This window comes from Streptomyces sp. NPDC029152 (assembly GCF_055564355.1).
In genome coordinates this window covers 128864-152279 of record NZ_JBVHWR010000003.1, presented here as the reverse complement: position 1 = coordinate 152279, position 23416 = coordinate 128864, and the positions used below count along the sequence as shown (strand labels likewise).

General features: G+C 71.4%; 26 protein-coding genes and 1 tRNA gene. 14 read left to right on the top strand and 13 right to left on the bottom strand.

From position 1 onward, the window contains the following. Positions 1-74 precede the first annotated feature (74 nt). Entirely contained in the window at positions 75-413 is a 339-nt protein-coding gene (locus ACZ4V6_RS07335; protein ID WP_189897537.1) for a hypothetical protein, read from the bottom strand. Positions 414-587: 174 nt separating this feature from the next. Between ACZ4V6_RS07335 and ACZ4V6_RS07330 the strand changes: the two genes are divergently transcribed. The 4 genes from ACZ4V6_RS07330 to ACZ4V6_RS07315 all read left to right on the top strand — a co-directional run bounded on the left by ACZ4V6_RS07330 (position 588) and on the right by ACZ4V6_RS07315 (position 1749). After that, positions 588-719, top strand: coding sequence for a hypothetical protein (locus ACZ4V6_RS07330; RefSeq protein WP_467823443.1), 132 nt, complete (start codon positions 588-590; stop codon positions 717-719). A 141-nt stretch (positions 720-860) separates the two neighbouring features. Continuing rightward, positions 861-1055 (top strand): hypothetical protein, encoded by a 195-nt coding sequence (locus tag ACZ4V6_RS07325; RefSeq protein ID WP_467823440.1) that lies wholly within the window; start codon positions 861-863, stop codon positions 1053-1055. Positions 1056-1106: 51 nt separating this feature from the next. After that, positions 1107-1337 (top strand): hypothetical protein, encoded by a 231-nt coding sequence (locus ACZ4V6_RS07320; RefSeq protein WP_467823438.1) that lies wholly within the window; start codon positions 1107-1109, stop codon positions 1335-1337. Continuing rightward, on the top strand, positions 1309-1749 hold the full coding sequence (locus ACZ4V6_RS07315; protein ID WP_467823435.1) for a type II CBASS E2 protein: 441 nt from the start codon (positions 1309-1311) through the stop codon (positions 1747-1749). Before ACZ4V6_RS07320 ends, ACZ4V6_RS07315 begins: the two co-directional genes overlap by 29 nt. 170 nt (positions 1750-1919) lie before the next feature. Here the strand turns inward: ACZ4V6_RS07315 and ACZ4V6_RS07310 are convergent. The 3 genes from ACZ4V6_RS07310 to ACZ4V6_RS07300 all read right to left on the bottom strand — a co-directional run bounded on the left by ACZ4V6_RS07310 (position 1920) and on the right by ACZ4V6_RS07300 (position 3773). After that, positions 1920-1993, bottom strand: a tRNA-Pro gene (locus tag ACZ4V6_RS07310). 67 nt (positions 1994-2060) lie between these two features. Further along, entirely contained in the window at positions 2061-2783 is a 723-nt protein-coding gene (locus tag ACZ4V6_RS07305) for a Pr6Pr family membrane protein (protein WP_467823433.1), read from the bottom strand. 54 nt (positions 2784-2837) lie between these two features. Then, positions 2838-3773 carry a metallophosphoesterase gene (locus ACZ4V6_RS07300; protein WP_467823430.1) on the bottom strand — a complete coding sequence of 312 codons (936 nt, stop codon included), beginning with the start codon at positions 3771-3773 and terminating at the stop codon, positions 2838-2840. A 109-nt stretch (positions 3774-3882) separates the two neighbouring features. On the opposite strand from ACZ4V6_RS07300, the gene ACZ4V6_RS07295 reads away from it, so the two are divergent. Next, positions 3883-4347 carry a GatB/YqeY domain-containing protein gene (locus ACZ4V6_RS07295; RefSeq protein WP_077796185.1) on the top strand — a complete coding sequence of 155 codons (465 nt, stop codon included), beginning with the start codon at positions 3883-3885 and terminating at the stop codon, positions 4345-4347. 78 nt (positions 4348-4425) lie between these two features. Here ACZ4V6_RS07295 and ACZ4V6_RS07290 read toward each other — a convergent pair whose 3' ends face one another. Further along, positions 4426-6699: a transglycosylase domain-containing protein gene (locus ACZ4V6_RS07290; protein WP_467823427.1), complete on the bottom strand. Its 2274-nt coding sequence runs from the start codon at positions 6697-6699 to the stop codon at positions 4426-4428. 460 nt (positions 6700-7159) lie between these two features. On the opposite strand from ACZ4V6_RS07290, the gene wblA reads away from it, so the two are divergent. Then, the gene (gene wblA, locus ACZ4V6_RS07285; RefSeq protein ID WP_350725767.1) at positions 7160-7495 is read left to right on the top strand and encodes a transcriptional regulator WblA; all 336 of its coding nucleotides are present in this window, start codon (positions 7160-7162) and stop codon (positions 7493-7495) included. Positions 7496-7537: 42 nt separating this feature from the next. On the opposite strand, the gene bagB is transcribed toward wblA, so the two are convergent. Both bagB and bagA read right to left on the bottom strand, forming a co-directional pair. Further along, entirely contained in the window at positions 7538-8929 is a 1392-nt protein-coding gene (bagB, locus tag ACZ4V6_RS07280; RefSeq protein ID WP_467823424.1) for an ATPase BagB, read from the bottom strand. Further along, positions 8926-9903, bottom strand: a complete 978-nt coding sequence (gene bagA, locus ACZ4V6_RS07275; RefSeq protein WP_467823422.1) for an ATPase BagA — start codon at positions 9901-9903, stop codon at positions 8926-8928. Before bagA ends, bagB begins: the two co-directional genes overlap by 4 nt. A 106-nt stretch (positions 9904-10009) precedes the next feature. Here bagA and ACZ4V6_RS07270 point away from each other — a divergent pair, with 106 nt between their 5' ends. The 5 genes from ACZ4V6_RS07270 to ACZ4V6_RS07250 all read left to right on the top strand — a co-directional run bounded on the left by ACZ4V6_RS07270 (position 10010) and on the right by ACZ4V6_RS07250 (position 13832). Further along, complete coding sequence (locus ACZ4V6_RS07270; RefSeq protein WP_003975360.1) at positions 10010-10171, top strand: DUF4177 domain-containing protein; 162 nt, start codon at positions 10010-10012, stop codon at positions 10169-10171. Beyond that, positions 10168-10635, top strand: coding sequence for a RidA family protein (locus ACZ4V6_RS07265; RefSeq protein WP_467823419.1), 468 nt, complete (start codon positions 10168-10170; stop codon positions 10633-10635). The genes ACZ4V6_RS07270 and ACZ4V6_RS07265 overlap by 4 nt, the downstream gene beginning before the upstream one ends. A 382-nt stretch (positions 10636-11017) precedes the next feature. Further along, the gene (locus tag ACZ4V6_RS07260) at positions 11018-12028 is read left to right on the top strand and encodes an alpha/beta fold hydrolase (RefSeq protein WP_467823417.1); all 1011 of its coding nucleotides are present in this window, start codon (positions 11018-11020) and stop codon (positions 12026-12028) included. A gap of 59 nt (positions 12029-12087) precedes the next feature. After that, positions 12088-12993: an NUDIX hydrolase gene (locus tag ACZ4V6_RS07255; RefSeq protein WP_467823414.1), complete on the top strand. Its 906-nt coding sequence runs from the start codon at positions 12088-12090 to the stop codon at positions 12991-12993. After that, positions 12990-13832, top strand: coding sequence for an MBL fold metallo-hydrolase (locus ACZ4V6_RS07250; RefSeq protein WP_467823412.1), 843 nt, complete (start codon positions 12990-12992; stop codon positions 13830-13832). Before ACZ4V6_RS07255 ends, ACZ4V6_RS07250 begins: the two co-directional genes overlap by 4 nt. A 6-nt stretch (positions 13833-13838) precedes the next feature. Here the strand turns inward: ACZ4V6_RS07250 and ACZ4V6_RS07245 are convergent, their stop codons facing one another. Next, the gene (locus tag ACZ4V6_RS07245) at positions 13839-14513 is read right to left on the bottom strand and encodes a Crp/Fnr family transcriptional regulator (RefSeq protein WP_019329813.1); all 675 of its coding nucleotides are present in this window, start codon (positions 14511-14513) and stop codon (positions 13839-13841) included. Between the two features lie 354 nt (positions 14514-14867). On the opposite strand from ACZ4V6_RS07245, the gene nth reads away from it, so the two are divergent. From nth to ACZ4V6_RS07230, 3 genes are read left to right on the top strand one after another with little or no spacing between them, the layout of a single operon-like run. Continuing rightward, the gene (gene nth / locus ACZ4V6_RS07240; RefSeq protein ID WP_467823408.1) at positions 14868-15887 is read left to right on the top strand and encodes an endonuclease III; all 1020 of its coding nucleotides are present in this window, start codon (positions 14868-14870) and stop codon (positions 15885-15887) included. Positions 15888-15939: 52 nt separating this feature from the next. Further along, on the top strand, positions 15940-16641 hold the full coding sequence (locus tag ACZ4V6_RS07235; RefSeq protein WP_467823406.1) for an NUDIX hydrolase: 702 nt from the start codon (positions 15940-15942) through the stop codon (positions 16639-16641). 47 nt (positions 16642-16688) lie between these two features. Next, complete coding sequence (locus ACZ4V6_RS07230; RefSeq protein WP_467823403.1) at positions 16689-17888, top strand: MarP family serine protease; 1200 nt, start codon at positions 16689-16691, stop codon at positions 17886-17888. Between the two features lie 36 nt (positions 17889-17924). Here the strand turns inward: ACZ4V6_RS07230 and ACZ4V6_RS07225 are convergent, their stop codons facing one another. The 5 genes from ACZ4V6_RS07225 to acs form a co-directional block, all read right to left on the bottom strand. Continuing rightward, positions 17925-18107 carry a hypothetical protein gene (locus ACZ4V6_RS07225; protein ID WP_467823401.1) on the bottom strand — a complete coding sequence of 61 codons (183 nt, stop codon included), beginning with the start codon at positions 18105-18107 and terminating at the stop codon, positions 17925-17927. 127 nt (positions 18108-18234) lie between these two features. Continuing rightward, complete coding sequence (locus tag ACZ4V6_RS07220; RefSeq protein WP_467823399.1) at positions 18235-19185, bottom strand: alpha/beta fold hydrolase; 951 nt, start codon at positions 19183-19185, stop codon at positions 18235-18237. Then, positions 19182-19670, bottom strand: coding sequence for a phage holin family protein (locus tag ACZ4V6_RS07215; protein ID WP_467823396.1), 489 nt, complete (start codon positions 19668-19670; stop codon positions 19182-19184). The genes ACZ4V6_RS07220 and ACZ4V6_RS07215 overlap by 4 nt, the downstream gene beginning before the upstream one ends. 103 nt (positions 19671-19773) lie before the next feature. Then, on the bottom strand, positions 19774-21198 hold the full coding sequence (nhaA, locus tag ACZ4V6_RS07210; RefSeq protein ID WP_467823394.1) for a Na+/H+ antiporter NhaA: 1425 nt from the start codon (positions 21196-21198) through the stop codon (positions 19774-19776). Between the two features lie 239 nt (positions 21199-21437). Beyond that, entirely contained in the window at positions 21438-23393 is a 1956-nt protein-coding gene (gene acs, locus ACZ4V6_RS07205; protein ID WP_467823392.1) for an acetate--CoA ligase, read from the bottom strand. Between the last annotated feature and the right edge of the window lie 23 nt (positions 23394-23416).

Below are 23416 nucleotides of genomic sequence, written 5' to 3'. Positions count from 1 at the left end.
CCGTCCTGACGCGGTAGATACGTCCGTTGATGTACGCGACATGCAGGAGTCAGACGTGCCGCTTCTACGTCACTTCAGCTCAAGTTGCTCTTAGCTCGTGGGTAGTTGTCGAACACCTGGGGAAGTGGGCTCATCCCGAGCTTGTCCAGATGTGCCAGGGCGGCGGCGACGGCGGCAACTTCGCCGAGGACACTGTCGCGTTGGATGACCCAAACGAACTCGTTCTCGGATGTCGGCAACGTCCGCGGCAGGGTGGTGAGCCCGATCTTTTCGAACTCTTCGCTGATCTGTGCGCACAACTCGGAGCTGAGTCGGGCTCGTTCCGGCGCAGCGTGCTTCTTGATGAAGTGCATGGACAGGCGCTTGATGCCGTGGTCGACCTCGACCGCGTGCTTGATAATTGTGAAGTCCATAACTCAGTAGCTTACAGAATTAATAAGGGAGTTGGGAAGGGGAGGCTGGATCTGCCTCATAGGAGAGGCGGATCCGGGGCAACCGCGCGTGGCTGGCGGCGGCGCGGGCGTGGGGCCAGCTTGAACAGGGCCACTCCTACCGCCACCAGGGTGGTGGCCGTCACCATCAGCGCCATGCTGTTCATCTACAAGCCGGTGGCGGCCGGGACGGCGCCGCCGACACCGATCGCCTCGATGGCATTCTGCGAGCGCGCCGGGGAGTACTTCAGTGGCCGCATATCCAGTGGACATGATGCTCTCGCGTAGAGCTCAGCGAGCCGCGTTGGCCCCTTCTGGAGAAGCGGCACGCCAATGTCGCGGACGTCCCCACCTGGCCAGTCCGCAGTCCACTGCAGCACGTCGTGTAGATCCTCAAATGACGCTGCATGATCATGTTCGCGAAGGACCTTGACAACCGCCCCCCCGTCCATCCTCATCACCACGCTCGCCGGACACGCCTACGGAGGTGAGGAGGACCTGTTCACCTCCGTCCGTAGCGTGCTGGACAACATGACGGGCTTCATCGAGAAGCGCGATGGCCAGTGGTGGGTGCCCAACCCAGCACATGAAGAAGAGAACTTCACCGACAAGTGGAACGAGTAGCCCGAGCGGCGAGAGGCTTTCTGCGCCTGGTTCAACGAGATCAACACGACCGTGACCGAACTTGCCGGCATGGAGGCCAAAGGCTTGGACGCTGTCTTCGAACGTCTCGCCAAGTCCTTCGACCCCGACCCGGTCCGCCGCTCCTACGAACGCTATGCCGCCCGCATGGGTGCAGCCACCGACAACCGGATGGGCACCACGGGGCTGCTCTCCTCGACTGCGACCGGCCCCTGCAAGCCGAAGAACACCTTCTATGGCCAGCATTCCTTCCCGCGCGATTAACCTCGGTCGACAGCTGGCCTCGATCAAGGCCGTTCTTCCCGAGGCGCAGGGGACCGTGCGTGGCGGCGAGCTCGTCTGTACGGTCCCCCTGCAACCCACCCCCGCCAGCAGGCGCTACACGGTACGGATCACCTACCGGCACCGGCACCGACCGCGTGTAACGGTCACCGACCCGCCCCTGACCCTGCATCCGCGCGCCACGGCCCTGCCGCATGTCTATCCCGATGGTGACCTATGCCTGCACCTGCCAGGGGAGTGGAAGGACGACATGCTCCTCTCGCACACGATCCTGCCGTGGACCTCGGAATGGCTCCTGCATTACGAGCTGTGGAGAGTCATTGGGCGCTGGGCTGGTAGCGGCCACGATTACGCCGTGCCACCGCCCACTCAGGGCCCCGAGGACGAGGGCTGAGCGTCTACCGACCAGCGAGAGCGACCGTGTACCGAATACGTGATCTCGCAGAGCGGCCTTGGGAGCTGGATCCCGAACTCGGCTCCCAAACGGCTCCCAAAATGGCCCTCGGAACCACTCAGGGGCCTGACCCGCTGAGCGGGTCAGGCCCCTGACCTGGTACTTCACTGTCGGGGTGGCGGGATTTGAACCCACGACCTCTTCGTCCCGAACGAAGCGCGCTACCAAGCTGCGCCACACCCCGATTGTCGCTGCTCGTCGCGGCGACGTCGTTTACTTTAGCCCACCGGCGCCCGGACACGAAATCGGGTTTACCAGCGGCGGCGGAGCGGGTCGGGGCGGATGTGGTCCAGGGCCACGAGGAGGACGGCCAGGGCGTAGAGGGCGAGGCCCAGGAGGAGGGCGTTGCCGAGGACGCCCTTGTAGCCGTGCCGGTCGACGTCGAGGAAGGGGTAGAGGTAGCGGCCCTCGGCGCCGGGGAGGAGGAGCTCGCCGCGGGCCAGGGAGAAGCCCAGGTAGGCCAGGGGGTACAGGAGCCACGCGGCGGCCTGGCGCAGGTGCAGGCGGCCGGGGCCGGTGAGCAGGAGCCAGTCCAGGGCGGCGGCGGCCGGTGCTGCCGTGCACATGATCTGGAGGGCGACCGCGTGCCGGCCCGTGTCCGCGCCGTCGGCCAGGAGCAGGTGGTGCACCAGGCCGGCGGCGACGGAGTAGAGCAGGGCCGCGCCCGTCAGGGCGCCGGACAGCGGGCGTCCGGCGGACCAGGCGCGACGGGCCGAGGCGAGCATGACCAGTGCCAGCAGGACGCTGCTCTGGACCGCGACGTGGCTCAGGGACCGGAGGGCCGGGCCGCCGAGGGCCGGCTCGAGCGCCGCGCCGGTCAGTGCCAGCAGCGCGGTGAGCAGACGGAAGGCGGCGGCCAGCGGGCGCCGGACCGGGGGCAGGACCGCGCTCGCCGGGACCGGTGAGGGCAGCAGCCTGGGCGGGCGCGGGATCGCGGGCAGGTCCGGGATGTCCCTGGGTATCGGAGCTGTCATGGCCTCACGCTAGGGAGGCCGGACATATCGGACCATGCGGGTGGGCCGAGTGGGTTACCTCCGCTGCTCGCGTCCCACCAGGGTCAGCAGCGTCGCCTCCGGCGGGCAGGCGAAGCGCACGGGGGTGTAGCGGTTGGTGCCGCAGCCCGCCGACACGTGGAGGTAGGCCGTACGGCCCTCGGCCGTGTGCGTGGACAGGCCCTTCACGCGGTCCGTGTCCAGGTCGCAGTTGGTGACCAGCGCGCCGTAGAAGGGGATGCACAGCTGGCCGCCGTGGGTGTGGCCGGCGAGGACCAGGGGGTAGCCGTCCGCCGTGAAGGAGTCGAGGACGCGCAGGTAGGGCGCGTGGACCACGCCCATCGAGAAGTCCGCCGCGCCCGACGGACCGCCCGCCACCTCTACGTACCGGTCCCGCTTGATGTGCGGGTCGTCGAGGCCGGTCAGCTCGACCGACACCCCCTCGACCTTCAGCGTGCCGCGCGTGTTCGTGAGGTTCTGCCAGCCCGCCGCGTCGAAACCGTCCCGCAGGTCCTCCCACGGGTTGTGGACGGCGCCGACGGCGGGCGCGTTGCCGTTGAGCCCGTGGCGGCCCTGGACCTTCTCGATCAGGTACCGGGCGGGGTTGCGGAGCTTGGGGCCGTAGTAGTCGTTGGAGCCGAAGACGTACGCGCCCGGGAACTCCATCAGCGGGCCCAGCGCGTCCAGCGTCTCCGGGACGCCTTCCGGGTCGGACAGGTTGTCGCCGGTGTTGATCACGAAGTCGGGGCGCAGCCCGGCCAGCGAGCGCAGCCAGCGCTGCTTCTTGCGCTGGCCGCCGACCATGTGGATGTCGGACACCTGGAGCACGCGCAGGGGGCGCATCCCGGAGGGCAGGACGGGGACCGTCACCCGCCGGAGGCGGAAGGAACGGGCCTCGAAGCCCGCCGCGTAGGCCAGACCGGCGGCGCCAACCGCCGTGATTCCCAGGGGTACTCCGTATCGCGCGCGCATACGTCCATCGTGTCAGACGCGGCGGCCGGAGCCGACCGTGCGGGGACCCGTCGGGGGCTCCCGCAAATCAACGGGCGTCCTTGCCGCCGCACCTGCGACAATCGCACCCATGACCACGCTCAAGTCGAAGCTGCACGACGACCTCAACGCCGCGATCAAGGAGCGCGACGAGCTCCGCTCCTCGACGCTCCGGCTGACGCTCGCCGCGATCACCAAGGAGGAGGTCGCCGGGAAGGAGAAGCGGGAGCTCTCCGACGACGAGGTGCAGAAGGTGATCACCCGCGAGGCGAAGAAGCGCCGCGAGGCCGCCGACGCCTTCGCCCAGGGCGGCCGCCCCGAGCAGGCCGAGCGGGAGAAGGCGGAGGGCGAGGTGCTCGCCGCGTACCTGCCCAAGCAGCTGTCGGACGACGAGCTGAACGCGATCGTCGCCCAGGCCGTCGAGGAGGCGAAGGCGGGCGGTGCCGAGGGGCCGCGGGCCATGGGTGCCGTCATGAAGATCGTGAACCCGAAGGTGGCCGGGCAGGCCGAGGGCGGCCGGGTCGCCGCCGCGGTCAAGAAGCTGCTGGCCGGCTGAGCCGAGACCACGCGCGTACCACGACGGCCCCCTTCCGAGGAGGAAGGGGGCCGTCGGTGCGTGTGGGGTGCGGCTGGGTCAGTCGCGTCGGCCGCCGGGGCCGTTCCCGCCGTTGCCCTGGCCCTGGAAGAGGTTCCCCCACGCTCCTCCCGGGAAGCCGGCGTCGCCGCCGCCGTTCCCGCCGTTCCCGCCGTTGCCGCCGTTCCCGCCGTTGCCGTCGCCCCCGTCGTTCCGGCCGCCGCCGCCCTTGTCCTTGTCCTTGTTCTTGTCCTTGCCCTTGTCGGCGTCGGGGATGTCGACGAGGGAGAAGTCGGGAGCCGGCTCGCCCTCCAGCGCGCCCGACATCATGTCCCGCCAGATCGGGCCCGGGACCGCGCCGCCGAAGACCTTGTCGTACGGGACGCCGCCGATGGTGATGTCGACCATCTGCCGGTCGTGCTTCGGGTCGCCGACCCACACGGCGCCGGCGAGGTTGGGCGTGTAGCCCACGAACCACGCCGCGTAGCGCTCGTCCGTCGTACCGGTCTTGCCCGCGCTCGGACGGCTGCCGAGACCCGCCTGCGTACCCGTGCCGTCCTCGACGACGCCCTTGAGGAGCGTGTTGACGGTGTCGGCCGTGGTCTCCGACATGGCGCGCGAGCACGTGGACTTCGGGACCTGGAGCGACCTGCTCTTGTTGCCGATCCGCTGGCTGATCGACTCGATGGCGACCGGAGTGCAGTACATGCCGCGCGAGGCGAAGGTCGCGTACGCGCTCGCCATGGTCAGCGGGGACACCTCGGTGACGCCGAGGGCGATGGACGGCGTCTGCTCCAGCTTCTTGCCGTTGGCGCGCGCGACGCCCATCTTCTCGGCCATCTGCGTCACCGGGCAGATGCCGATGTCGCTGATCATCTGCACGTAGTAGGTGTTGACCGACTTGGCGGTCGCCTCCTTCATGTCGTACGGGCCGACCTCGGTCTCGTTCTCGTTGGTCAGCTCGACGCCCTTGTCGTTCCACGTCTTGCCGTCACAGGCCGCGACCGGGGCCGGGTAGTCCATCTTGTACGGCGAGGAGTACGACTTCGTCGCCGGCATCCCGCCCTCCAGGGCCGCCGCGGCCACGATCGGCTTGAACGTCGAGCCCGGCTGGAAGCCCCCGCCGCCGCCCATGGCCTGGCTCACCGACAGGTTGAGCGTCGTCTCGTACTGCTTGACGTCGACGCCGTACGGACGTGACTGGCCCATCGCGACGATCTTGCCGGTGCCGGGCTGGACGATGGTCGCCGCGGTCGCCACGTCGTCGCTCGCGTGGACGTGGTCCTTGATCGACCGCTGCACCGACTTCTGGGCCTGCGGGTCGAGGGTCGTGCGGATGGTCAGACCGCCCTGGTTCCAGACCTTGGCCCGGTCCTCCTTGGTCTTTCCGAAGACCGGGTCGCTCAGGAACACGGCGCGCACGTAGTCGCAGAAGAAGCTCGCGCCCTTCACGGCCGTGATGCAGCCGTTCTTGGGACGGCTGACCTTCAGCCCGAGCGGTGCCTTCTGCGCCTTGTCCGCCTCCGCCTGCGAGATGTCGCCGACCTCGGCCATGCGCGCCAGCACCACGTTGCGCCGCTTGACGGCCTCGGCCTCGTCGTTGACCGGGTCGTAGCGGGTGGGGGACTGGACGATGCCGGCCAGGAGGGCGGACTCCTGGAGGTTGAGGTCCTTGGCGTGCTTGGAGAAGTACCGCTGGGCGGCCGCCTCGACCCCGTAGGCCTGCTGGCCGAAGAAGGTGATGTTGAGGTAGTTCTCGAGGATCTTCTTCTTGCCCAGCTCCTCCTCGACCTGGATCGCGAACTTCAGCTCGCGGATCTTGCGGCCGATGGTCTGCTGGGTGGCCTGGGCGACCTTCGTCGGGTCGTCACCGGCCTCCTCGACGAAGACGTTCTTGACGTACTGCTGCGTGAGTGTGGACGCGCCCTCGGAGACCCCGCCGCTGCGGGCGTTCTTGTTGAGCGCGCGCAGCACGCCCTTCAGGTCGACCGCGCCGTGCTGGTAGAAGCGCGAGTCCTCGATGGCGACGATCGCCTTCTGCAGGTAGGGCGAGATGTCCTTCAGGCCGACCACCGTGCGGTCGCGTGAGTAGACGGAGGCGATGGTGCCGCCCTCGGAGTCGAGGATGGTGGTGCGCTGGCTGAGCGGGGGAGTCTTCAGGTTGGCCGGGAGTTCGTCGAAACTCTCCACCGAACCCTTGGCGGCCAGCCCCAGCGCGCCCACCGCCGGCAGCGCGATGCCGGCCAGGACGGCTCCCGCGAGCACACTGACACCGAGGAACTTGGCGGCCTGCTGCGTTGGCGACAGACCACCGCCCGAGCGCTTCTTTGGCATGGGGGCAGCCTACGTTCTCATTCGCCGGACACGCGTATATGCCTTGGCCTAAGCTGCACTCAACTGTCACAGCAGTGGGGCCATGTATCAATACGTCCGGCGACCCCGAATCGTTCCGGACCCGCTCGACTTCCTTCCGAGGGCCCCGCTGGGGGGCGTGCCGGTGTGCGCGAGCGCGTGCCCACGGCGTGAGGGGTGCGTGTCCGGATCCACCTCGTGTGTCACCCGGTGTCCGTTGTGGCGCACCGGAGATGACTCGAATGCCAGGATCGTCGCGCATGTCGCCAGCTCACTCCCCCGGGTGATCTGCCGCTTACGCATAGTCCGTTCGGGCCATTCAAGATTGGGCCCGAAGGGGGTGTTGCGCTGTGCCCACCTTCCGTAACGTCCTCAACTGGCGGCGGTGAATATGCCGCTGCCGCCGTGGGGGAGCCTCGATTCGGGAGAGGACGGCGCCGGTATGGGCTGGGTAACCGACTGGAGTGCGCAGGCCGCCTGCCGCACTACTGATCCGGACGAACTGTTCGTTCAGGGAGCAGCGCAGAACAGGGCCAAGGCGGTGTGCACCGGATGTCCGGTGCGGACCGAGTGCCTGGCCGACGCGCTCGACAACCGCGTCGAGTTCGGCGTGTGGGGAGGCATGACGGAGCGGGAGCGCCGCGCACTGCTGCGCCGGCGTCCCACCGTGACCTCCTGGCGCCGACTGCTGGAGACGGCGCGTACGGAGTACGAACGAGGGGCCGGCATCGTGCCCCTCGACGACGAGGTCTACGAGAACTACGCGGCCGTGGGCTGAGGCGGCCGGGGGCGCCCCTCGGAAGCGGACGCCCCGGTCGGATCAGGCACCGGGCTCGGGCAGCTCGGACCGGCCCGTCGCGAGACGGACCCCGATGTCCCGCAGCCCCGCCAGGTCGTGTACGTCGCCGGGCAGCGCGGCCACTTCGGTGACCGCCACCTCGGGATGACGCGCGGTGAAGCGGTCACGCGTGCGCTGCTCGCGGGAGAGCAGGTGCATCCGGTCCGCGTGGAGCCTCAGCAGGCCCGCGGCGAGCTGGTCGACGGAACGCTCCGGCGTGTCCGGAGCCCCGGGGGCGTCCTCGGAGGCGCGCTCGGGCGTCGTCGCGTCGGCCGACGGCAGGGGATCGGGATCGTGGGTCCCGGCAGGGGCCTCGGTGCCGGGTGCATCGGAACTGCCGGACGTGTCGGGGGAGTTACGAACTCCAGCTTTCCCGTCGTCCTGATCCACAATGCGGGGATCCTCAAGATTTTCCGCGGCGGCGAGCGCGCGCTCGGCCGACAGCCCGTCGGCGTCGCTGCCGTGGACGCGGTTGAGCACCAGACCGGCCAGCGGCATGTCCTCGGCCGCCAGCCGCTCCACGAAGTACGCGGCCTCGCGCAGCGCGTCCCGCTCCGGGGCCGCGACCACCAGGAACGCCGTCCCCGGCGCCTGGAGCAGCTTGTAGGTCGCGTCCGCACGGGTGCGGAACCCGCCGAACATCGAGTCCATCGCGGCCACGAACGTCTGGACGTCCTTCAGGAACTGCCCGCCGAGCACCTTCCCGAGGACACCGGTCATCATCGACATGCCGACGTTCAGGAACTTCATGCCGGCCCGGCCGCCGACCTTCGCCGGGGCCAGCAGGACGCGGATCAGCTTGCCGTCCAGGAACGACCCGAGGCGCTTGGGCGCGTCCAGGAAGTCCAGCGCGGAGCGGGACGGCGGCGTGTCGACGACGATGAGGTCCCACTCGTCCCGCGCCCTCAGCTGCCCCAGCTTCTCCATCGCCATGTACTCCTGCGTGCCCGCGAAGCCCGCCGAGAGCGACTGGTAGAAGGGGTTGCGCAGGATCGCCGCCGCGCGCTCGGGATCCGCGTGCGCCTCGACGATCTCGTCGAAGGTGCGCTTCATGTCGAGCATCATGGCGTGCAGCTCGCCGCCCGCCGAGTCGTCGACGCCCTTCACCCGGCGCGGGGTGTTGTCGAGCGAGTCGATGCCCATCGACTGGGCGAGCCGCCGGGCCGGGTCGATGGTGAGGACGACCACCTTGCGCCCCCGCTCGGCCGCGCGCAGGCCGAGGGCCGCCGCGGTGGTCGTCTTGCCGACACCGCCCGAGCCGCAGCACACCACGATGCGCGTCCTCGGGTCCTCCAGCAGCGGATCGACGTCCAGCACGCGCGCGGCGGACAGACGACGTCCGCCCTCTCCCCGCCGGTCCGGTTCCGGACTCATGCGATCCCCTGCTTCCGCAGCTCGGTGGCCAGTTCGTACAGGCCCGCCAGGTCCATTCCCTCGGCGAGCAGCGGCAGTTCGTGCAGCGGCAGGTCCAGCGCGCCCAGGACCGCCCGCTGCTCCTGCTCCAGCGCGTACCGCTCCGCGTACTCGCCGGCCTGCGCCAGCAGCGGGTCCACCAGCCGCTCGGCGTGCCCGCCCCGCCGCGCCCCGCCGAGCCCGGCCCCGGACAGGGACCGCGCGAGCGCCGTGCGCGGAGTGCTCCGCAGCAGTTCCAGATCGGTCGCGTCCAGCAGCGCGGGCCGGACCATGTTGACCACGACCCGTCCCACCGGCAGCCGGGCCGCGCGCAGCTCGGCGATGCCGTCCGCGGTCTCCTGGACCGGCATCTCCTCCAGCAGCGTCACCAGGTGCACGGCCGTCTCCCGCGACTTCAGCACCCGCATCACGGCCTGTGCCTGATTGTGTATCGGGCCGACCTTGGCGAGCCCGGCGACCTCGTCGTTCACGTTGAGGAAGCGCGTGATGCGCCCGGTGGGGGGCGCGTCCATGACGACGTAGTCGTACGCGAACCGCCCGTGCCTGTCCTTGCGCCGCACCGCCTCGCAGGCCTTGCCGGTCAGCAGGACGTCCCTGACCCCCGGCGCGATGGTGGTGGCGAAGTCGATCGCGCCGAGCTTCTTCAGGGCCCGTCCGGCGCTGCCCAGTTTGTAGAACATCTGGAGGTAGTCCAGAAGGGCCAGTTCGGGGTCGATGGCGAGGGCGTACACCTCCCCGCCCCCGGGAGCGACGGCGATCTTCCGCTCCTCATAAGGCAGCGCTTCGGTTTCGAAGAGCTGCGCGATGCCCTGGCGACCCTCGACCTCGACGAGAAGCGCGCGCTTCCCCTCGGTGGCCAGGGCCAGCGCGAGGGCCGCGGCCACCGTGGTCTTGCCGGTTCCGCCCTTGCCGCTGACGACCTGGAGCCTGCTCACGTATTCGAGCGTAACCAGTCCGCCCGCGGAGTACGCCGGTGACTGTGGAGAACGTGGCCGCGGTCGGCCGTCTGCCGGGCCCCGGGCAGCGGCTAGAGTCGCCCACATGACCAAGTGGGAATACGCAACCGTGCCGCTGCTCGTCCACGCCACGAAGCAGATCCTGGACACCTGGGGCGAGGACGGCTGGGAGCTCGTCCAGGTCGTGCCCGGGCCGAACAACCCCGAGCAGCTCGTGGCCTACCTGAAGCGGGAGAAGCAGGCATGAGCGCCGTCGAGGAGAAGCTGGCCGAGCTCGGCCTGACGCTGCCCGAGGTCGTCCCGCCGCTGGCCGCCTACCAGCCGGCCGTGCAGTCCGGCCCGTACGTCTACACCTCCGGCCAGCTCCCCATGGTGGACGGCAAGCTCTCCGTCACCGGCAAGGTGGGCGGCGAGGTCACGCCGGAGGAGGCCAAGGACCTGGCACGCACGTGCGCGCTGAACGCCCTCGCCGCGGTGAAGTCCGTCGCCGGCGACCTCGACCGCATCGCGCGCGTGGTCAAGGTCACCGGTTTTGTCGCCTCCGCGGCCGACTTCACCGGCCAGCCGGGTGTGGTCAACGGCGCCAGCGAACTCCTCGGCGCGGTCCTGGGCGACAAGGGCGTGCACGCCCGCAGCGCGGTCGGCGTGGCGGTGCTGCCGCTGGACGCGCCGGTGGAGGTCGAGATCCAGGTGGAGCTCACCCGGTCCTGATCCGCGGCGGCGCGGGCGGCTCCGGCCGGGCGCACCCCGGGAGGCGGGGCCGGGACCCGGCGCCCCGCGTGCCGGGCGTCGGCGGTGGCCGGGCGGGCCCCGTGCCGCCCGCGGTGGCCTGCTCCCGCTCCGTACGAGCCCCGCTCCCCGCGGACCACCCGGTACCGCCGGCCCCCGTCGTGCCGCCGGCCCCCGTCGTGCCGCCGGCCCCCGTCGTGCCGCCGGCCCGCCCCCGTCGCTTTGCCGAACCGGCAACAAGCCTGGCCCCCGGCCCGGCAGCCTCGCAGGATGGCCGCGGCGCCCCGTACGGCGGGGAACCGGCGTCCGCCGGGTCCGGTCCCGCCGCCGGGGCGCCGTACCGACCGACGTGCCCGGAGGAGTCATGCCGCAGTCGCCCGTGCCCGACCAGCCCCCCGTCCACCGGATCGTGCCGTCACCGGCGGGCCGGACCCACCTGGTGGAGCAGGGCAGCGGACCCCTGGTCCTGCTGGTCCACGGCTTCCCCGAGTCCTGGTACTCCTGGCGCCGCCAGCTCCCCGCCCTGGCCGCCGCGGGCTTCCGCGCCGCCGCGATCGACGTGCGCGGCTACGGGCGCTCCTCGCGGCCCGACGCGGTGGACGAGTACCGGATGCTCGACCTGGTGGCGGACAACGTGGCCGTGGTGGAGGCCCTGGGCGAGCGCTCCGCGGTGATCGTCGGCCACGACTGGGGCGCGACCGTCGCCGCGCACTCCGCGCTGCTGCGACCCGACGTGTTCCGTGCGGTCGGCCTGCTGAGCGTGCCGTACACCCCGCCCGGCGGGCCGAGGCCCAGCGAGGTCTTCGCCGGCATGAGCGACCCCGCCGGTCCCTTCGCCGGGCAGGAGTTCTACGTCTCCTACTTCCAGGAGCCCGGCCGGGCGGAGGCGGAGATCGAGCCCGACGTGCGCGGCTGGCTGGCCGGCTTCTACGCCGCCCTGTCCGCCGACACGATGCCGGCGCCGGACGCACCCGACCCGCACTTCGTCGCCCCCGGCGGCAGACTGCGCGACCGCTTCCCGGACGACGGCCGGCTGCCCTCCTGGCTCACCGAGGAGGACCTGGACGTCTACGCCGGGGAGTTCGAGCGCACCGGCCTGACGGGTGCCCTCAACCGCTACCGCAGCATGGACCGCGACTGGTCCGACCTGGCGGCGCACGAGGGCGCCCCGGTCACCCAGCCGTCCCTGTTCCTCGGCGGAGCCCTCGACGCCTCCACCACCTGGCTGTCCGACGCGATCGCGGCCTTCCCGGCCACCCTGCCCGGCCTGACCGCGTCGCACATCGTCGAGGGCTGCGGTCACTGGCTCCAGCAGGAGCGCCCCGAGGAGACGAACCGGTTGCTCACCGACTGGCTGGCCGCCCTCCCCGGGTGACGCCCGTCCGGTCCCGGGGGCCACTCGAACATCCGCCCGTCACCGGATAGCCTCCGGCCATGGCGAATGGGCAGTGGCACCCCCCGGAGTGGCCGGACCGCATCCGCGCGCTGGCGGACGGCACGCTCACCCCGGTCACCCCGAGGCGCGCGGCGACCGTCATGCTCCTGAAGGACACCGGCACCGGCACCGCGGTCCACATGCTGCGCCGCCGCACCTCCATGGCGTTCGCCGGGGGTGCGTACGCGTACCCGGGCGGCGGGGTCGACCCGCGTGACGACGACCGCGACATCGGCTGGGCGGGGCCCACGCGCGCGTGGTGGGCGGACCGGCTGGGCGTCGACGAGGCGGGCGCCCAGGCGATCGTCTGCGCGGCCGTGCGGGAGACGTACGAGGAGGCGGGCGTCCTGCTCGCCGGGCCCACCGCCGACTCGGTGGCCGGCGACACCACGGGCGACGACTGGGAGGCCGACCGGGCCGCCCTGGTCGCCCGGGACCTGTCCTTCGCGGAGTTCCTGGACCGCAGGGGCCTCGTCCTGCGCTCCGACCTGCTGGGCGCCTGGGCCCGCTGGATCACCCCGGAGTTCGAGTCCCGGCGCTACGACACGTGGTTCTTCGTGGCCGCCCTCCCCGAGGGCCAGCGCACGCGCAACGCCTCCACGGAGGCCGACCGGACGGTGTGGATCACCCCGGCCGAGGCGGCGGCGGGGTACGACAAGGGCGAGCTGCTGATGATGCCGCCGACCGTCGCGACCCTGCGCGCGCTCGCGGAGTGCGGTACGGCGGCCGAGGCGCTCGCGACGGCGCCGGACCGCGACATGACGCCCGTACTGGCCCGGGCACGGCTGGTCGAGGGCGAGATCGTGCTCTCCTGGCCCGGGCACGACGAGTTCACCAAGCACGTCCCGGCCACCACGCCGGCGCCGGCCACGCCTTCCGACCCGACCGGGGGATCCCTCGCATGACGGACGCAGCAGCACTGCCCGGCCGGCCGCGCGGCGGGGTCCTCTCGGGACCCGCCACCGCGCGCGCGGTGAACGTCCTCGCGCCCAACGCCTCCGCGATGACGCTGGACGGCACGAACACGTGGATCCTCGCCGAGCCCGACTCGGACCTGGCCGTCGTGGTCGACCCGGGTCCGCTGGACGACACCCACCTGCGGAACGTCGTCGACACCGCCGGGCGGGCGGGCAAGCGCGTCGCGCTCACCCTGCTGACGCACGGTCACCCGGACCACGCGGAGGGCGCCGCGCGCTTCGCGGAGCTGACGCGCACCCACGTGCGGGCGCTGGACCCGGCGCTGCGCCTGGGCGACGAGGGGCTGGCCGCGGGCGACGTGATCACGGTCGGCGGCCTGGAGCTGAGGGTCGTGCCGACCCCGGGGCACACCGCGGACTCCCTGTGCTTCCATCTCCCGGCCGACCGGGCGGTCCTGACGGGCGACACCGTCCTGGGCCGCGGTACGACGGTGGTGGCCCACCCCGACGGCCGTCTCGGCGACTACCTGGACTCCCTGCGCAGGCTCAGGTCGCTCACGGCCGACGACGGCGTGCGCACGGTGCTGCCCGGTCACGGGCCGGTCCTGGACGACGCCCAGGGCGCCGTCGAGTTCTACCTCGCCCACCGGGCCCACCGCCTCGCCCAGGTCGAGACGGCGGTGGAGGACGGCTACCGGACGCCGGACGAGGTCGTCGCCCACGTGTACGCGGACGTCGACCGCTCACTGTGGCCGGCGGCGGAGCTGTCGGTGCGGGCGCAGCTGGAGTACCTGGGCGAGCACGGCCTCATCCAGCTGCCCGACTGAGGTCCGTCAGCGGGAGCGCTTGGCCAGCCGCTCCACGTCCAGCAGGATCACGGCGCGGGCCTCCAGCCTCAGCCAGCCGCGCTGGGCGAAGTCGGCGAGGGCCTTGTTGACCGTCTCGCGGGAGGCGCCGACCAGCTGGGCCAGCTCCTCCTGCGTCAGGTCGTGCACGACGTGGATGCCCTCCTCGGACTGCACGCCGAAGCGGCGGGAGAGGTCCAGCAGGGCGCGGGCGACGCGGCCGGGGACGTCCGAGAAGACCAGGTCCGACATGGCGTCGTTGGTCTTGCGCAGCCGGCGCGCGACGGCGCGCAGCAGCGCGGTGGCGACCTCGGGCCGGACGTTCAGCCAGGGCTGGAGGTCGCCGTGGCCGAGGGCGAGCAGCTTGACCTCGGTCAGCGCGGTGGCGGTCGCCGTGCGCGGGCCCGGGTCGAAGAGCGACAGCTCGCCGATCAGCTCGCTCGGTCCGACCACGGCCAGCATGTTCTCGCGGCCGTCGGGGGAGGTGCGGTGGAGCTTGACCTTGCCCTCCGTGACCACGTAGAGGCGGTCTCCGGGGTCGCCCTCGTGGAACAGCGAGTCACCGCGGGCGAGGGTCACCTCGCTCATGGAGGCGCGGAGCTCGGCGGATTGTTCGTCGTCGAGCGCCGCGAAGAGCGGGTTGCGCCGCAGAACGTCGTCCACGAGTTCTCTCCTTGTCGACCGGCTCAGAGGATCTTGTTCCCCCGGTGTATCAGGGGTCCGTGGTGCCCATTTTGCCGGACAGTCCAAACAGTGTGATCTGTCACAAGGATGCCGCACACATGTCCTGGGGTACGCGGCAGGGGTCCAATTGGACGCCGGTCTTCGGGGTCCGGGGCGGATGTCGGTGCCGGGTCGTAGGCTGGCCGGGTGTCCAAATCGCCGGTGAGAACACAGGCCTAGGGAGCTGCGCGGGTGGTGGTACGTCGCGATTCCGCTGTGGGCGAACAGGGCCCCGATGGCGGTAGGAAAACGGCGAAAACGGCAAAGAGGGCGGCACCTGCCAAGCGAGTGACCGTGGAGAAGGGTGCCTTGAAGAAGAACACGGAAGACGGTCCGGCCGCGCCCGGGAAGCCCGCCCCCGCGAAGAAGCCGGCGTCCGCCGGGAAGCCCGCCCCCGCGAAGAAGCCGGCAGCGGCCGGGAAGGCGGCGCCGCTCAAGAGGCGGGCGCCGGCCGGGAAGCCCGCCGCCGTCCCGGCGAAGGCCGCCGCCGCGGCCGAAGGAGCCGCCCCCGTGAAGACCACCGCCCCGAAGTCCCCGCGGGGCGAGTCGCGCACCGCCCTGGTCCGCCGCGCCCGCCGCATCGACCGCGAGCTCGCCGAGGTGTACCCGTACGCCCACCCGGAACTGGACTTCGAGAACCCCTTCCAGCTCCTGGTGGCCACGGTGCTCTCCGCCCAGACCACCGACCTGCGCGTCAACCAGACGACGCCCGCGCTCTTCGCCCGCTACCCCACCCCCGAGGACCTGGCCGCCGCCGACCCGGAGGAGGTCGAGGGGATCCTCCGCCCGTGCGGGTTCTTCCGGGCCAAGACCAGGTCCGTCATAGGGCTCTCCAAGGCCCTCACCGAGGACTTCGGCGGTGAGGTCCCCGGACGCCTCGAGGACCTCGTCAAGCTGCCCGGCGTCGGCCGCAAGACCGCCTTCGTCGTCCTCGGCAACGCCTTCGGCCGTCCCGGCATCACCGTGGACACGCACTTCCAGCGCCTGGTGCGCCGCTGGCGGTGGACCGAGGAGACCGACCCGGACAAGATCGAGGCCGCCGTCGGCGCGCTGTTCCCCAAGAGCGACTGGACGGACCTGTCCCACCACGTGATCTGGCACGGCCGCCGCATCTGCCACGCCCGCAAGCCCGCCTGCGGGGCCTGCCCCATCGCCCCGCTCTGCCCGGCGTACGGCGAGGGCGAGACGGATCCGGAGAAGGCGAAGAAGCTGCTGAAGTACGAGAAGGGCGGCCTCCCCGGCCAGCGGCTCAAGCCGCCGCAGGCCTACCTGGACGCGGGCGGCATCCCGGCGCCGCCGCTGGGGGCCGGATGACGGAACGATCTCGGGGGCCTCGGACGTTGGACACGGCAGAACGGGGGTGGCGATGACGCGGGCGGGCAACACTCAGGGCGTGGCGCTCAGCGAGGCGGGCCTGCCCGGCTGGCTGGAGCCGGTGGCGCGGGCCGTCCGGACGGTGCGGCCGGGACAGCTGAGCCGCTTCCTCCCCCCGGCCGACGGCGCCGGGCGGCAGTCCGCCGTGCTGATCCTGTTCGGCGAGGGCGGAGCCGAGGGCGGTCGCGGCCCCGAGCTGCTGCTCATGGAGCGGGCCGGCTCCCTGCGCTCGCACGCGGGCCAGCCCTCGTTCCCCGGCGGCTCCCTGGATCCGGAGGACGGTGATCCGCAGGGGGAGGGCCCGCTGCGGGCCGCCCTGCGCGAGGCGGAGGAGGAGACCGGGCTCGACCCGGCCGGGGTGCAGCTCTTCGGGGCCCTGCCCAAGCTGTACATCCCGGTCAGCGGCTTCGTCGTCACGCCGGTGCTCGGCTGGTGGCGCGAGCCCAGCCCGGTCGGCGTCGTCGATCCGAACGAGACGGCGCGGGTCTTCACGGTCCCGGTGGCCGATCTCACGGACCCGGCCAACCGGGTGACCGCCGTCCACCCCCGCGGCCACCGGGGACCGGCATTCCTGGTCGAATCGACCCTGGTATGGGGTTTCACCGCCGGGATCATCGACCGCCTGCTGCACTTCGCGGGCTGGGAGCGGCCCTGGGACAGGGACAAGCAGGTCCCGCTGGACTGGCGGTCATGACAGGGTGACCGGTGTGAGCGTAGGACGACGAGGCGAGGCCTGAATCAGTGAACGTGCTGGACATCCTGCTGCTGCTGGCCGCCGTCTGGTTCGCGATCGTCGGCTACCGCCAGGGCTTCGTGGTCGGCATCCTGTCCGTGATCGGCTTCCTCGGCGGCGGTCTCGTCGCCGTCTATCTGCTCCCGGTCGTCTGGGACGCCCTGACGGACAACGCGGAGGTGAGCACCACCGCCGCGGTCGTCGCGGTCGTCGTCGTCATCATCTGTGCCTCCGTCGGCCAGGCCCTGACCACGCACCTGGGCAACAAGCTGCGCCGGTACATCACTTGGTCCCCGGCCCGTGCCCTGGACGCCACCGGCGGCGCCCTGGTCAACGTCGTCGCCATGCTGCTCGTCGCCTGGCTCATCGGCTCCGCCCTCGCCGGCACCACGCTGCCGACGCTCGGCAAGGAGGTCCGCAGCTCCAAGGTGCTGCTGGGCGTCTCCCGGGCGCTGCCCGCGCAGGCGGACACCTGGTTCGCGGACTTCTCCTCCGTCCTCGCGCAGAACGGCTTCCCCCAGGTCTTCAGCCCGTTCTCCAACGAGCCGATCACCGACGTCCAGCCGCCCGACCCGGCGCTCGCGGGCAGCCCCGTCGCCACCCGCGCCAAGCGTTCCATCGTCAAGGTGGTGGGCACGGCCACCGGTTGCGGCAAGGTCCTGGAGGGCACCGGGTTCGTCTTCGCCGAGCGCCGTGTGATGACCAACGCCCACGTGGTGGGCGGCGTCGACGAACCCACCGTGCAGATAGGCGGCGAGGGCCGAAAGTACGACGCGACGGTCGTCCTCTACGACTGGAAGCGCGACATCGCCGTACTCGACGTGCCGGAACTGCGGGCCCCCGCACTGCGGTTCACGGACGAGGACGCCAACAGGGACGACGACGCCATCGTCGCGGGCTTCCCGGAGAACGGGGCGTACGACGTGCGCGCCGCGCGTGTGCGCGGGCGCATCACGGCCAGCGGCCCGGACATCTACCACCGCGACACGGTCCGCCGCGACGTCTACTCGCTCTTCGCGACCGTCCGTCAGGGCAACTCCGGCGGCCCGCTGCTGACCCCCGAGGGCGAGGTCTACGGCGTGGTCTTCGCCAAGTCCCTCGACGACCCGGACACCGGCTACGCGCTCACCGCGGACGAGATCCGCGAGGACATCGCCGAGGGCCGCGCCGCCGGCCAGCAGGTGGACAGCGACAGCTGCGCGCTCTAGGAGGGTCCGGCTCCGCGGACGCGGACCGCGCGGTGCTCAGGTGCGCGGATGACGCAGGCGTACGGAGACCCAGCGGGCCCGGCGGCGCAGAATGCGCGGAATGCCCACCCGTGGATCCGTCCCCGTCAGTTGCGGGGTGCTGCCGCGTCGGTGGGTGCTCGCGCCGCTCGTGGAGCGGCCGTCGCGTGCTACGTCACTGTAGTCGTGCGTCCAGCCCATACCCGGACGTGTGCCCCCGCCCCAAGGTCGATAACCGCTCCTGGGGCGCCCAATTGGCCTATGCGCCGGGCAAGTGGCCGTTCATAGGACAAGCATTCCGGTTCGGCCACCAGGTGCGGCCGTTCGGTCACCGATCGGGTTCGGGATCCTTCAGCCAGTTGATCAGTTCGGCGGAGAAGGCGACCGGATCCTCTTCGTGCGGGAAGTGCCCGAGTCCGTCGAACAGCCGCCAGCGGTACGGAGCTTCGACGTACTGTCCGGAGCCCGCCGCGCTCCGCGTCCGCATCACCGGGTCCAGCGAACCGTGCAGATGCAGCGTCGGCACGCGTACCGGCCGCTTCATGCGGCGGTAGAACTGGATGCCGTCGGGACGGGCCAGGGAGCGGACCATCCAGCGGTACGGCTCGACGGAGCAGTGCGCCGTGGACGGGATGCACATGGCCCGGCGGTAGGCCTCCACGGCCTCGTCGTCCGGCAGCCGCGGCCCCGACCAGTCCTGGATCAGCCGGCCGACCAGCGCGCCGTCGTCCGCGGTCAGCTGCCGCTCCGGGATCCAGGGGCGCTGGAAGCCCCAGATGTACGAGCCCGCCCGGGTCTGGCGGACGTCCCCGAGCATGGCCGAGCGCCAGCGCCTCGGGTGCGGCATCGACGACACCGCGAGCCGCCGCACGAGCTTGGGCCGCATCGCCGCGGCCGTCCAGGCCAGGTAGCCGCCCAGGTCGTGGCCGACCAGCGCGGCGTCCGGCTCGCCGAGCGAGCGGATCACGCCGGTGATGTCCAGGGCGAGACCGGCGGGGTCGTAGCCGCGCGGCGTGCGGTCGCTGCCGCCGACACCGCGCAGGTCCATCGCGACCGCGCGGAAACCGGCGTCGGCCAGCGCCGTCAGCTGGTGCCGCCAGGTCCACCAGAACTGCGGGAAACCGTGCAGCAGCAGCACCAGCGGTCCGTCGCCGAGCTCGGCGATGTGGAAGCGGGCGCCGTTGGCGGCGACGTCCCGGTGGGTCACGTCCCGCCCGCCGGGGACACCGAGTCGTACGACCGAGGTGGACTGCGCCGATGGAGTGGCCGGATCCGTCATGAGGACGAGCGTGCCACAGCCTCGATGGCCTCGGGGGACCGGTCGGCCGGGAGCTCCGGGCGCGGGTGCGGCTTGGCGTTCTGCAGGACGCCCGCCGACTGCTTCACCGAGGCGGCGACCTTCTGCGGCCCGCGGCCCTTCTTGGCCTTCTTGGCGAAGGAGACGCCGATCAGCGCGAGGAGGCCGGCGATCAGGACGTTCGCCGCGAAGGACAGCAGGAAGCAGACCGCGAGGTTCCAGCCGCTCCAGGTGCGGATCCCGTAGGCCAGGGCGAAGTTCAGCATCGGCAGCGAGAACACCAGGAGCAGACCCGCCAGCGAGAAGGCGCCGCCGCTGGTCGCCCCGCGCTTCACGTCCTGCCTCAGCTGTGCCTTGGCCAGCGCGATCTCGTCGTGCACCAGCGCCGACAATTCGGTGGTCGCCGAGGCGAACAGCTGGCCGATGCTGCGTTCGGTGCCGACCGGGCTGCCGTCGGGTGCGCTCATCGCGGTCTCCCTCTTCTGCTGGCTCTTCTGCGTACGGTTGCGTGGCGGTCGTCGTCTTCCGTCCGACTGCGAACGGTCCCGTCTTTTGTACCGTCTCGTCAGATCATGCCGGACCGTCGCCCTCGTCGCCTGCCCCGCCCGGCACTTCGGCAAGCCGCGCGGCCTCCTTCTCCTCGGCGATCCGTCGGTGCTCGGCGGCCTTCCGCTCGTGGATGGCCGCCATGCGCAGGTGGTACGCCGGGTCGTCCTCCTCGTAGACGTCCGGCACGCCGCTGAGGTCGTCGTCGCGTTCCTCGTCCTCGATCATGCGGCGGTACTTGGTGTTCCGGATCTTCAGCAGCACGGTCGCCACGGTCGCCGCGATGAGCGATCCGGTCAGGACGGCGGCCTTGACCTCGTCGGTCATCGCCGCGTCGCCCTCGAAGGCCAGCTCGCCGATGAGCAGGGAGACGGTGAACCCGATGCCGGCCAGGGTCGCCACGGCGAACACGTCGGCCCAGGCGAGGTCGTCGCTGAGCGAGGCCCGGGTGAAACGCGCGGTGAGCCAGGTGCCGCCGAAGACGCCGAGCGTCTTGCCGACGACGAGACCGAGGACGACGCCGAGGGTCTCCGGCCTGGTGAACACGTCGGCCAGCGCGCCGCCCGACAGGGAGACACCCGCACTGAACAGCGCGAACAGCGGCACCGCCAAGCCGGCCGACAGCGGGCGCACGAGGTGCTCGATGCGCTCACCGGGGGAGTGCTCCTCGCCCTCGCGGGTGTGGCAGCGCAGCATCAGGCCCATCGCGACGCCGGCGATGGTGGCGTGGATGCCGCTGTTGTACATCAGGCCCCAGACGACGAGGCCGAGCGGGACGTACACGTACCAGCCGCGTATGCCCTTGCGGAGCAGCAGCCAGAAGACGGCGAGGCCGACGGCCGCGCCGCCGAGCGCGGCGAAGTTCAGGTCGTCGGTGAAGAAGACCGCGATGATCAGGATGGCGAAGAGGTCGTCGACGACGGCGAGCGTCAGCAGGAAGGCGCGCAGGGCACTGGGCAGGGACGTGCCGATGACGGCGAGCACGGCGAGCGCGAAGGCGATGTCGGTCGCGGTGGGCACGGCCCAGCCGGCCAGGGAACCGCCGCCCGCGGCGCCGGTGAGCGTGTAGACGACCGCCGGTACGGCCATGCCGCACAGGGCCGCCACCACGGGAAGCGCGGCGGCCTTCGGGTCCTTGAGTTCGCCGGCCACCAGCTCCCGTTTGAGCTCGATCCCGGCGACGAAGAAGAAGACGGCCAGCAGTCCGTCCGCCGCCCAGTGCTCGACGGACAGGTTCAGGCCGAGGGCCCCGGGGCCGAAGTGGAAGTGGCTGACGCTCTCGTAGCTGTCGTGGAGCGCCGGGACGTTCGCCCAGATCAGGGCGGCGACGGCGGCGGCGAGCAGCAGGACTCCGCCGACGGTCTCGGTGCGCAGTGCGTCCGTGAGGTAGGTCCGCTCCAGGAGGGACAGCCGGCCGAAGGCCTTGCGGGGGGTGTGGGGCGACGACATGGTGGGACCTCCGGTCGGTGGGCAGCACGGAACACGTGCCGACCAGACTTCCCGGCGCACCATGAAGATCTTGTGATGACTCTGACGTGTTCCTTAGCTTACCTAACGGACCGCTCCGGCGCGAACGGGCTGTCGGTGCTCCCGTCCCGGGGCGCCCCCGTGCGAAGGGGCACCCGGCGGGATCTCCCGCCGGGTGCCCCTGGGCCGGCCGGTTCAGTCCTGCGGACCGGGCCCGAGGATCAGTCCTCGCTGGGCGCCGCCGGGAGCTTGTCCTGGATGAGCTGCATCACACCGCTGTCGGTCAGGGTGGTGACATCGCCCAGGGCGCGGTTCTCCGCCACGTCGCGCAGCAGGCGGCGCATGATCTTGCCCGAGCGGGTCTTCGGCAGCTCGGCCACCGGCAGGATCCGCTTGGGCTTGGCGATCGGCCCGAGGGTGGCGCCGACGTGGTTGCGCAGCTCGGTGACCAGGTCCTCGCTCTCCGCGGCCGTGCCGCGCAGGATCACGAACGCCACGATGGCCTGGCCGGTGGTCTCGTCCGCCGCGCCGACGACGGCCGCCTCGGCGACCGACGGGTGGGAGACGAGCGCCGACTCGACCTCGGTGGTGGAGATGTTGTGCCCGGACACGAGCATCACGTCGTCCACGCGGCCGAGGAGCCAGACGTCGCCGTCGTCGTCCTTCTTGGCGCCGTCGCCCGCGAAGTACTTGCCCTCGAAGCGCGACCAGTACGTGTCGATGAACCGCTGGTCGTCGCCCCAGATGGTGCGCAGCATCGACGGCCACGGCTCGGTGAGGACCAGGTAGCCGCCACCGCCGTTCGGGACCTCGTTCGCCTCGTCGTCGACGACGGTGGCGGAGATACCGGGCAGCGGGCGCTGGGCGGAGCCCGGCTTGGCCTCGGTGACGCCGGGCAGCGGCGAGATCATCATCGCGCCGGTCTCGGTCTGCCACCAGGTGTCGACGACGGGGGTGGCGTCCGCGCCGATGGTCCTGCGGTACCAGATCCACGCCTCGGGGTTGATCGGCTCGCCCACCGAGCCGAGGACGCGCAGGGAGGACAGGTCGAACTTCGCGGGGATGTCGTCGCCCCACTTCATGAACGTCCGGATCGCGGTGGGCGCGGTGTAGAGGATCGTCACGCCGTACTTCTGCACGATCTCCCAGAAGCGGCCCTGGTGCGGGGTGTCCGGGGTGCCTTCGTACATCACCTGGGTCGCGCCGTTGGCGAGCGGGCCGTAGACGATGTACGAGTGCCCGGTGACCCAGCCGACGTCGGCGGTGCACCAGTAGACGTCGGTCTCCGGCTTGAGGTCGAAGACCGCCCAGTGCGTGTACGCCGTCTGCGTGAGGTAGCCGCCGGAGGTGTGCAGGATGCCCTTGGGCTTGCCCGTCGTGCCGGACGTGTACAGGATGAACAGCGGGTTCTCGGCGTCGAACGCCTCCGGCGTGTGCTCGGCGGACTGCCGGTCGACGGTCTCGTGCCACCACTTGTCGCGGGAGTCGTCCCAGGCGACGTCCTGCCCCGTGCGGCGGACGACGAGGACGTGCTCGACGCTGCCCGCGCGCTCGACGGCCTCGTCGACGGCGGGCTTGAGCGCGGAGGGCTTGCCGCGCCGGTAGCCGCCGTCGGAGGTGATGACGACGCGGGCGTCGGCGTCCTGGATGCGGGTCGCGAGCGCGTCGGAGGAGAAGCCGCCGAAGACGACCGAGTGGGCGGCGCCGATCCGGGCGCAGGCCAGCATGGCGATCGCCGTCTCCGGGATCATCGGCATGTAGACGGCGACCCGGTCGCCCTTGCGCACACCCAGCTCCAGCAGGGCGTTCGCGGCCTTGGAGACCTCGTCCTTGAGCTGGGCGTAGGTGATGGCGCGGCTGTCGCCGGGCTCGCCCTCGAAGTGGATGGCGACGCGGTCGCCGTGGCCGGCCTCGACGTGGCGGTCGACGCAGTTGTAGGCGACGTTGAGCTTGCCGTCCTTGAACCACTTGGCGAACGGCGGGTTCGACCAGTCCAGGGTCTCGGTCGGCTCCTGCGCCCAGGTCAGTCGGCGGGCCTGCTCGGCCCAGAAGCCGAGCCTGTCAGCCTTGGCCTGTTCGTACGCCTCCGCCGTGACGTTGGCGTTCGCGGCCAGGTCAGCGGGCGGCGCGAAGCGTCGCTCCTCCTTCAGGAGGTTGGCCAAGGAATCGTTGCTCACGACATCTCCCTTTCTCAGGGTTG

What these genes read in the sequence shown, in the direction of transcription:
- ACZ4V6_RS07255 (WP_467823414.1), top strand. Translation starts at nt 12,088, where the DNA reads ATGGCGAATGGGCAGTGGCACCCCCCGGAGTGGCCGGACCGCATCCGC.
- ACZ4V6_RS07330 (WP_467823443.1), top strand. Translation starts at nt 588, where the DNA reads ATGCTGTTCATCTACAAGCCGGTGGCGGCCGGGACGGCGCCGCCGACA.
- ACZ4V6_RS07250 (WP_467823412.1), top strand. Translation starts at nt 12,990, where the DNA reads ATGACGGACGCAGCAGCACTGCCCGGCCGGCCGCGCGGCGGGGTCCTC.
- ACZ4V6_RS07300 (WP_467823430.1), bottom strand. Translation starts at nt 3,773, where the DNA reads ATGCGCGCGCGATACGGAGTACCCCTGGGAATCACGGCGGTTGGCGCC.
- ACZ4V6_RS07270 (WP_003975360.1), top strand. Translation starts at nt 10,010, where the DNA reads ATGACCAAGTGGGAATACGCAACCGTGCCGCTGCTCGTCCACGCCACG.
- ACZ4V6_RS07265 (WP_467823419.1), top strand. Translation starts at nt 10,168, where the DNA reads ATGAGCGCCGTCGAGGAGAAGCTGGCCGAGCTCGGCCTGACGCTGCCC.
- wblA (WP_350725767.1), top strand. Translation starts at nt 7,160, where the DNA reads ATGGGCTGGGTAACCGACTGGAGTGCGCAGGCCGCCTGCCGCACTACT.
- nhaA (WP_467823394.1), bottom strand. Translation starts at nt 21,198, where the DNA reads ATGTCGTCGCCCCACACCCCCCGCAAGGCCTTCGGCCGGCTGTCCCTC.
- ACZ4V6_RS07235 (WP_467823406.1), top strand. Translation starts at nt 15,940, where the DNA reads ATGACGCGGGCGGGCAACACTCAGGGCGTGGCGCTCAGCGAGGCGGGC.
- ACZ4V6_RS07260 (WP_467823417.1), top strand. Translation starts at nt 11,018, where the DNA reads ATGCCGCAGTCGCCCGTGCCCGACCAGCCCCCCGTCCACCGGATCGTG.
- ACZ4V6_RS07225 (WP_467823401.1), bottom strand. Translation starts at nt 18,107, where the DNA reads ATGGGCTGGACGCACGACTACAGTGACGTAGCACGCGACGGCCGCTCC.
- ACZ4V6_RS07305 (WP_467823433.1), bottom strand. Translation starts at nt 2,783, where the DNA reads ATGACAGCTCCGATACCCAGGGACATCCCGGACCTGCCCGCGATCCCG.
- ACZ4V6_RS07220 (WP_467823399.1), bottom strand. Translation starts at nt 19,185, where the DNA reads ATGACGGATCCGGCCACTCCATCGGCGCAGTCCACCTCGGTCGTACGA.
- ACZ4V6_RS07315 (WP_467823435.1), top strand. Translation starts at nt 1,309, where the DNA reads ATGGCCAGCATTCCTTCCCGCGCGATTAACCTCGGTCGACAGCTGGCC.
- ACZ4V6_RS07295 (WP_077796185.1), top strand. Translation starts at nt 3,883, where the DNA reads ATGACCACGCTCAAGTCGAAGCTGCACGACGACCTCAACGCCGCGATC.
- ACZ4V6_RS07335 (WP_189897537.1), bottom strand. Translation starts at nt 413, where the DNA reads ATGGACTTCACAATTATCAAGCACGCGGTCGAGGTCGACCACGGCATC.
- ACZ4V6_RS07215 (WP_467823396.1), bottom strand. Translation starts at nt 19,670, where the DNA reads ATGAGCGCACCCGACGGCAGCCCGGTCGGCACCGAACGCAGCATCGGC.
- bagB (WP_467823424.1), bottom strand. Translation starts at nt 8,929, where the DNA reads ATGAGTCCGGAACCGGACCGGCGGGGAGAGGGCGGACGTCGTCTGTCC.
- ACZ4V6_RS07290 (WP_467823427.1), bottom strand. Translation starts at nt 6,699, where the DNA reads ATGCCAAAGAAGCGCTCGGGCGGTGGTCTGTCGCCAACGCAGCAGGCC.